This window comes from Belliella buryatensis (assembly GCF_900188245.1).
In the GTDB taxonomy this organism is placed as follows: Bacteria; Bacteroidota; Bacteroidia; order Cytophagales; family Cyclobacteriaceae; genus Belliella; species Belliella buryatensis.
Window position 1 is genome coordinate 1 of sequence record NZ_FZOK01000017.1, and the last position, 7,354, is coordinate 7,354.

Genomic DNA, 7,354 nt, shown 5'->3' on the forward strand with positions numbered 1-7,354 from the left:
GTTTGCCCAAGAGAAGAACCTCTGGCTCATGATTGCCCGATGAAAATACTTAATGAATGTTGAACCAAACGGTCAACGTTATTTAGGGAAGTACAGTCCTCCTTCAACCTTTATCCTTTCCTCCTTCTACTCTCCTCCTATACTTAGTTCGACTTGTCCGCCATGGCAGATTGTACTTAGTACTTGGTACTTTGTACTTCGTACTTCGTACTTCCTACCCCTTCCGCACTTCGCACCTTAGCCGTTCTTTGCGAGCCCTTTTTTATAAACATACTTTCACTATATTTGAAAAGTATATGAAGAATCCATTTTATGAGGCAAATAACATATATTTTACTACTCGCTATATGCACTTCTTCTTGCATTTCCAATAAGCGACTGACATACCTGCAAAACCTCCCAGGTAATGAACCCATTGGCCTTGATGAACTCATTCCATTTGCAGAAATGGAATACAGATATGTCCTACAACCCTTTGATATCGTAGACATTGACTTCGCCTCCTCTAATGAAGAATTGACAAAAGCATTTGAATTTCAAGGAGCTCGTGGCATGCGTGGTGGCATGGGCATGGGTGGTGGTGGAGGTGATATCTTCTACTTTACAGGTTACTCCATCGACCAACAAGGATTTGTAGAATTACCCAAACTCGGGAAAATAAAAATCGCCGGTCTGACTGAAGATGAAGCTAAGGAAGTAGTACAAACTGCAATCGATGATTACTTCAAAGAATCCGTATTTGTCAAATTACGACTCGGAGGAATAAGATTCACTACACTAGGAGAATTCGGAAGCTCTGGCACCAAAGTAATCATGAAAAATAGAGCTACCATCTTCGATGCACTAGCCATGTCAGGGGAAAGCAATATACTAGCTAAAAAAAATAAACTCTTCATCATCAGACATTATGATGGAGGAACAAAAATCCACCAAATCAACCTCAATGACCGACAACTCCTAGCTTCCCCTTATTTCTTTATCCAACCTAACGATATCCTTTACCTCGAACCAATGCGTATCAGACAAGTAGGCTCCGCAGATAATTTATCTTCATCTTTAGGATTGATCTTGTCGATTTCCTCGTCTGTTTTAGTTTTATTTGCCCTATTGAGTGGAGGATTATAATGATTGATGGCAAAATAGATATTTCAAAATTTGAAGAAGATGTCAAACCCATTGACATCAAATACTACCTGATCAAATATTTCAGGTATTGGCCGCTCTATGCAGTCTGCATTTTCCTAGGATTGATCATAGTATTCCTATTCCATAGATACACTGTCGAAGAATACGAAGTAAGGGGCAGCATCCTCATCAAAAGAAATGCCTCCCCAGAAGTTCGCATACTAGATAGATCAAATATCTTCTCTGGCGGCAATAACCTAGAAAATGACATCCTCCTATTTACCTCAAAAAATCTCGCCGCCGAGGCACTCAAAAAACTGCATTTCGATGTCAGCTACTTTGCAGCTACAAATATCAAAGAAATTGAACTCTACGACAAATCCCCCATCAAAGTAGAGGTCGACTGGGATTTCCCTCAAATGGAAACAGGCATGATCATGCTCACCATGATCAATGAAGAACAATTTCGACTTTCCCGAGAAGAAAAAAGCTTCTTCGACCTTATTGCCGCCAAAGCTAATGGACCACTCGATGAAGATATACTCGATAAAATCTATGGCTTTGACGAAGAAATCTATACCACCAGAACCAAGTTCAAAGTCACGAAGCTCCGCCCCATGAAGGCAGGGGAGAAGCTCTCCTTCATGATCCACAATCCCGCTACCATCATCGATGAATACGCAAGATCCATATCAGTTAGACCACTCAATAGCTATGGTACCGTACTGCAAGTTTCTATGGTCTCTACAGTGGTAGAAAAAGGCAGAGACTATGTCAATGCTCTGATGGACTCATACTTAGATTATGACCTCAAAGAAAAAAACAGAATCTCAGAAAATACACTCAAATTCATCGATGAACAAATGTACATCGTCGAAGACTCCCTTAGAGAAGTAGAACGTCGAATGCTCAACTTCAAGGTGGAAAACAAACTCCTCGATGTCAATTCTGAATTCGGAGGGGTATTAGGTAATATCCAAAACCTTGAAGAAACCATCCAAAACATAGAATTTGAACTCGGGTACTACAAAACACTACAAGCATACTTACTAGAAAAAGGCAAAGATTACAGTGATGTGGTAGCTCCCTCACTTGTAGGGGTTGGGGACTCCTTCCTCAATGGACTCATTGCCCAGCTGATCACCCTCTCGCTAGATAGAAGAAAACTGCTCACAGTTGTAGAAGAAAGACACCCCAATGTCACTGAGATCGATTCCCAAATCGATAAAATCAGAGAAAACATCTTCGAAAACATCAATAATTTGGTCTCTAATACCGAGAATAGAAAAGCTCAAGTATCCCAAAAACTACAAGATTATACCGCCGAATTCTCCAAACTTCCCCAAGCAGAATCCAATTACACCAATATATTCAGAGAATACCGACTTAGAGAAAACCTCTATAATTACCTGCTAGAAAAAAGAGCCGAAGCAGGTATCGCCAAAGCATCCAATGTTTCTGACAATTCAATTGTAGATTATGCCAGAAGAGGAAGTCTCATCTTTCCTAAAAAATCCCAAAACTACGGAATGGCTGTAGGATTAGGGTTTTTTATACCTCTCGCATTCTTGCTTGGTTTCCATTACCTCAACAACCGAATCATGGATCAGATTCAGTTGAAAAACTCAATCAGAATACCCCTCCTAGGTACCATTGGACTCAGTACCAAAGAGACCAATATGATCGTGGCAGAACACCCGAAATCAATGGTTTCAGAATCCTTTAGGTCTTTAAGGTCTGCCTTGTTCTACCTAGCCTCAGAAAAGAAATCTAAACGCATTCTAGTGACTTCTTCCGTCTCAGGTGAAGGAAAAACATTCATCAGCCTCAATCTAGCAGCTGCCCTGGCACTCAGTGGTAAAAAAACTGTCCTCATAGGACTTGATCTCAGAAGACCAAAAATCTCAGAATATGTAGGAGTGAAAAATAAAGTGGGACTTTCAAGTTACTTGGTAGACAAAGCGACTCGAGAAGAAATCATTATCCCTACCAAGTATGATAACATGTATATCGTTCCTTCTGGCCCTGTCCCACCTAATCCCGCCGAACTCCTGCTCAAAGACAAAATGAAGGATTTTTTGGATAGTTTGAATGATGAATTTGAAGTGGTCGTAATGGATACACCACCACTAGGCTTGGTATCAGAAACCATGGACCTCTTACGCTTCTCAGATGTCAATCTTTACATCATTCGCCAAGACTATACCCACAAAAAGTATTTGTTAATGATCAATGACCTCTATGCAAATGATCAAATCAGAAACTTCTATGCAGTATTCAACGGACTCAAAGCAGGTGGAGATATTTATGATTTTGGAGGCTACAACTATGGCTACGGCTATAACTATTCCTACATGCGCAAAAGCAAGTACACCGGCAATTACTACGAAGACGACAGCGACCCCAAGCGCCCAAGCCAATGGCTAGATAAATTCCTCTCCTGGTTCCGAGTCTAACAAACAAAACAATTCCCAACCCTGAAAGGGTTGAATTTAAACACGCCTCAATCCCTAATCCCTTTAATCACCAATCTATAATCTCCCCGATCCCTCAGGGCTACAATCTCCCTACGTTTAACGATTTAACACTTAACGCCCCCTCCCTAATCCTTCTACACAATTAATCAATTACCCATTCGTCTACTTACCGATCAACCCTCAGACTTTTCAACGATCCCCTGTTAATTTTCAAGCCCCTATACATACCTTCAGAGTGTTCACCTACCACGCTTAACGATTTAACACTTAACGGACACATAGTTCAAGTCTCCTGACTTGGACCTTTATACTACGAAGTTTTCAAACTCCCCATAAGTCTTTAGACTTCAAATAAAAATTTCAATCCCTCAAACTTTTGTGGCTTCCACTACCAGCTCCCAAGACTGACCTAAATCCTCTATCATTCCCCGTCACGTCTAGACTTCTTCAAAAACACCCTCGCTTGCTCCAAATCCTCCGCAGTATCTATAGCAATAGCCTGATGTTTTGTAGGAACCATTTTTATCTTAACACCTGCCTCAAGTAAGCGCAACTGCTCCAACATCTCAGTTTCCTCTAAAAATGACTTTTCCCAACTAGTGAAAGCCATAAGCAACTCCTTCCTGTAAGCATAAATCCCAATATGCTTCCAATACTTCAACCCATCCCGCTTTTCCCTATTGAAGGGAATGGGAGATCTACTAAAATAAAGGGCATTTGACATCTTATCTATGACCACCTTGACCGCGTTAGGATTCCCTGCCTCTTTTTCATCAATTTCAAACATCATCGATGCCACATCAACATGGGGGTCATTAAATGCAGCTATCAAAGCGGATAGAGAAGACTTATCCTGAAAAGGTTCATCCCCCTGTACATTCACAATAATATCCGTATCAATCTCATGAGCTGCTTCAGCAATCCTATCCGATCCACTTTCATGCGCTTTCTGACTAAAAATCACCTGACCATCAATGGCTAATATTTGATCAGCAATATCCTGATGATCAGTTACTACAATCACCTGATCAAAAAGCCCCGAAGCTAAAGTAGATTGATAAGTCCGCTGAATTACTGAATAGCCCCCCAGAGCCTGAACAAGCTTAGAAGGAAACCTAGTCGAGGCATACCGTGCTGGAATCAAAGCACTCACATTCATATTCAATTATTTAAATCATAGAATTAATAAACAAAAATAGACAAATTACCCATTCTTCTCCTCAAGCCTAAATTATATCTAACCCTTAAAATCCTTCTACTCGATTAGCCACTCCAACCTTCCAACCTTTCAACCCCAATCCCTCAATCAACCAATACAAATAGCTAATATCTTTTCGCTGCGCCTCGTTGCGTCTCTCGTCGCGCTCGTTGCGTGAACTCTCCTTTCAAAAACCTAATTTTATAACTGCACCCCAAATTACCCCACAAAATCATCTTATATATCTTCTACTATAGATTGCTGCTACGCTTTCATGTCTTTCTATTCGCAAAACTCTTATTATTTCAACTCTCAGACTTTTAACTTTTTAACATCATTAACACAATCAACTAGGAATTAGCTCCTAATCTATATCCCTTGAACTTCAATGGAGTAAAAAGATGTTGAAATTTAGCCCGAAATCTGAAAAGGCTGTGGAGTGAAACAAAGGAAGAATATCAATATGGCTATCCAAGCGATGACTTTCCTGTTATTGTCCAAAGGCTTAAGACCAGAAACTTCTGGATGCTGCAAACCCATAAACCTACCCAAAAGTAGAGCAAAGAATAACCAACCAGAATAACCTTGAAGTCCAGGGTAGAGGGTTACTAAAATGTATTGAAAGGCGGCAATACTGAGGACAATGGTCCATTTACTTTGAGTTGTAATGGGCGCTCTCCGAAAGCAGATATATAGAAAGCCAATATACAGAGGTATAGACCACATCAAAGTATTGATATCTTCATATGGGCTGATCACACCAAGGCCTGCATAGGTAATGAATGCTATATAAGCACCTATGGAGATATAAAGATGATGTTTGGGAAAAAGACCAAAAATTACATGCCCCCCATCTAATTGTCCAATAGGTAGCAAATTTAATGCTGTGAAGAAAAGCGCTAAATACCCTGCAAAAAGATATGGGTAATGAATGATTTCAGACATCACAGGCATCTTTTCTGGATCAGCTAGGGTTTTTTCCATGGCATAGAACAATAAATTATAACCTATGTCAATATTTAAATACCCATCTTCCATACTGTGTCCTTGAAAATCTGGATCTAGATATTCTGGGTGAATTTCATAGATATAATCAGCATCAGGTAAATTGGTGAAACCATAAACCAAAACTCCAGAGGCAACAATAAAACCAGCCAAAGGACCCGCTACCCCAATATCAAAGTATTTCTTTCTACTATTGATAAAGCTTTTTAACCTGATTACCGCACCGAAAGTGCCGATAGAAGGTGATCCCAAAAAGCCCAGCCAAGCAGGGATGAAATAAGGCAAGGATGATTTGACTTTGTAATGAATAGAGGTCAGTAAATGCCCCATTTCATGCACAAAAAGAATTCCGATAAATGGAATGGAAAAATGCAAAGACTTGAGAAAGTACTCCCATGTGAGAAATTGTTCATCTTTTCCTAGAATGCTCCTACCAAATAGCCATTCTCCACCAGCTAGCGTGGTTGCTATCAGCGTGAGGATCAATAGTAAGCTATGTTGTAGGTATTCTTTTTTACTGTACATCTTCAAAAAAGTGTATTAAAGCTTTTGGGTGATCTATATGATATGTTTGATAACCAACTTGCTCAGCGCCTAGAAGGTTCTCTTTTAAGTCATCAAAAAATAAAATCTTTTCAGGACTTACCCCAATCAGCTCAACCACCTTTTCATAGATAGCTGGATCAGGTTTTGCAAGCTTGAGATCGTGGCTATAAAAAACATGATCGAACAATGGGTTCAAAGAAGGAATTTGGAAATCCCTTTCAAGAATTTGATCTAGTGCTTGAATGTGTAATTCATTGGTATTACTCAATACACCCAACTGAAATCTTCCGCTTAAATTCTGAATCAAATTAATCCGTTCAGAGGGTATATCCTTCAATAGACTATTCCAAAGGAAATCGATTTCAAGGTCTGACCAATCTACCTCAAAATGATTTCTAACTTCACTTCTAAATTCGGAAGTATCGATAAGTCCTTTTTCATAGTCTTTATGAAATTTTGCAGGGTAAAATGTTTCGGTCAATCCATGCTTATCTTTCGGAAGCCTATTTTTTAATTCATTGATAGTAAAGGAGTAATCAATATTGATAATCACATTCCCCAAATCAAAGAGTAAAAAATCTATATTTTTAAGGTTTTTCATGCAGAACCAAGTTGTAAATTTAAGTTCAAATATGTAACATTGCACTCCGATTTGCAAGGTGATTCAAGTTTGAATTGATTGAAAAAAGGACATTCCTTTTAAAAAGCTAAAAGGAAACATGAAATATACGATCTGTAGGGACTCTAATTTTCTTGATAGAGCTTCTGACTCCCCCGAAGCATCGGGGCAGGAGGTCTAAGATGATAATAAAAATAATGGGCCTATAGCTCAGTTGGTTAGAGCTTCTGACTCATAATCAGGAGGTCGCTGGTTCGAGCCCAGCTGGGCCCACAAGCCGAGGATTTTTCCTCGGCTTTTTCTATTTTTATAGTCATGAAGACCTTTGTCTATATACTATATTCTGAGAAGCTTGAAAGGTTTTATATAGGTCTCACCACTTTG

Annotated in this window: 5 protein-coding genes and 1 tRNA gene; 3 read left to right on the top strand and 3 right to left on the bottom strand. The window is 39.5% G+C overall.

Annotated features, from left to right (window positions below):
• Positions 1-312 precede the first annotated feature (312 nt).
• Positions 313-1,125, top strand: coding sequence for a polysaccharide biosynthesis/export family protein (locus tag CHB66_RS15390; protein ID WP_089242310.1), 813 nt, complete (start codon positions 313-315; stop codon positions 1,123-1,125).
• Positions 1,125-3,581 carry a GumC family protein gene (locus tag CHB66_RS15395; RefSeq protein WP_089242311.1) on the top strand — a complete coding sequence of 819 codons (2,457 nt, stop codon included), beginning with the start codon at positions 1,125-1,127 and terminating at the stop codon, positions 3,579-3,581. Before CHB66_RS15390 ends, CHB66_RS15395 begins: the two co-directional genes overlap by 1 nt.
• A 442-nt stretch (positions 3,582-4,023) precedes the next feature.
• Here the strand turns inward: CHB66_RS15395 and kdsB are convergent, their stop codons facing one another.
• The 3 genes from kdsB to CHB66_RS15410 all read right to left on the bottom strand — a co-directional run bounded on the left by kdsB (position 4,024) and on the right by CHB66_RS15410 (position 6,952).
• On the bottom strand, positions 4,024-4,761 hold the full coding sequence (gene kdsB / locus CHB66_RS15400; RefSeq protein ID WP_089242312.1) for a 3-deoxy-manno-octulosonate cytidylyltransferase: 738 nt from the start codon (positions 4,759-4,761) through the stop codon (positions 4,024-4,026).
• Between the two features lie 450 nt (positions 4,762-5,211).
• The gene (locus CHB66_RS15405) at positions 5,212-6,330 is read right to left on the bottom strand and encodes a site-2 protease family protein (RefSeq protein WP_089242313.1); all 1,119 of its coding nucleotides are present in this window, start codon (positions 6,328-6,330) and stop codon (positions 5,212-5,214) included.
• A complete protein-coding gene (locus CHB66_RS15410; protein WP_089242314.1) occupies positions 6,320-6,952 on the bottom strand; it encodes an HAD family hydrolase in 633 nt (210 codons plus the stop codon). The genes CHB66_RS15405 and CHB66_RS15410 overlap by 11 nt, the downstream gene beginning before the upstream one ends.
• Positions 6,953-7,169: 217 nt before the next feature.
• On the opposite strand from CHB66_RS15410, the gene CHB66_RS15415 reads away from it, so the two are divergent.
• Positions 7,170-7,243: transfer RNA gene (locus CHB66_RS15415), tRNA-Ile, on the top strand.
• Positions 7,244-7,354: the final 111 nt, after the last annotated feature.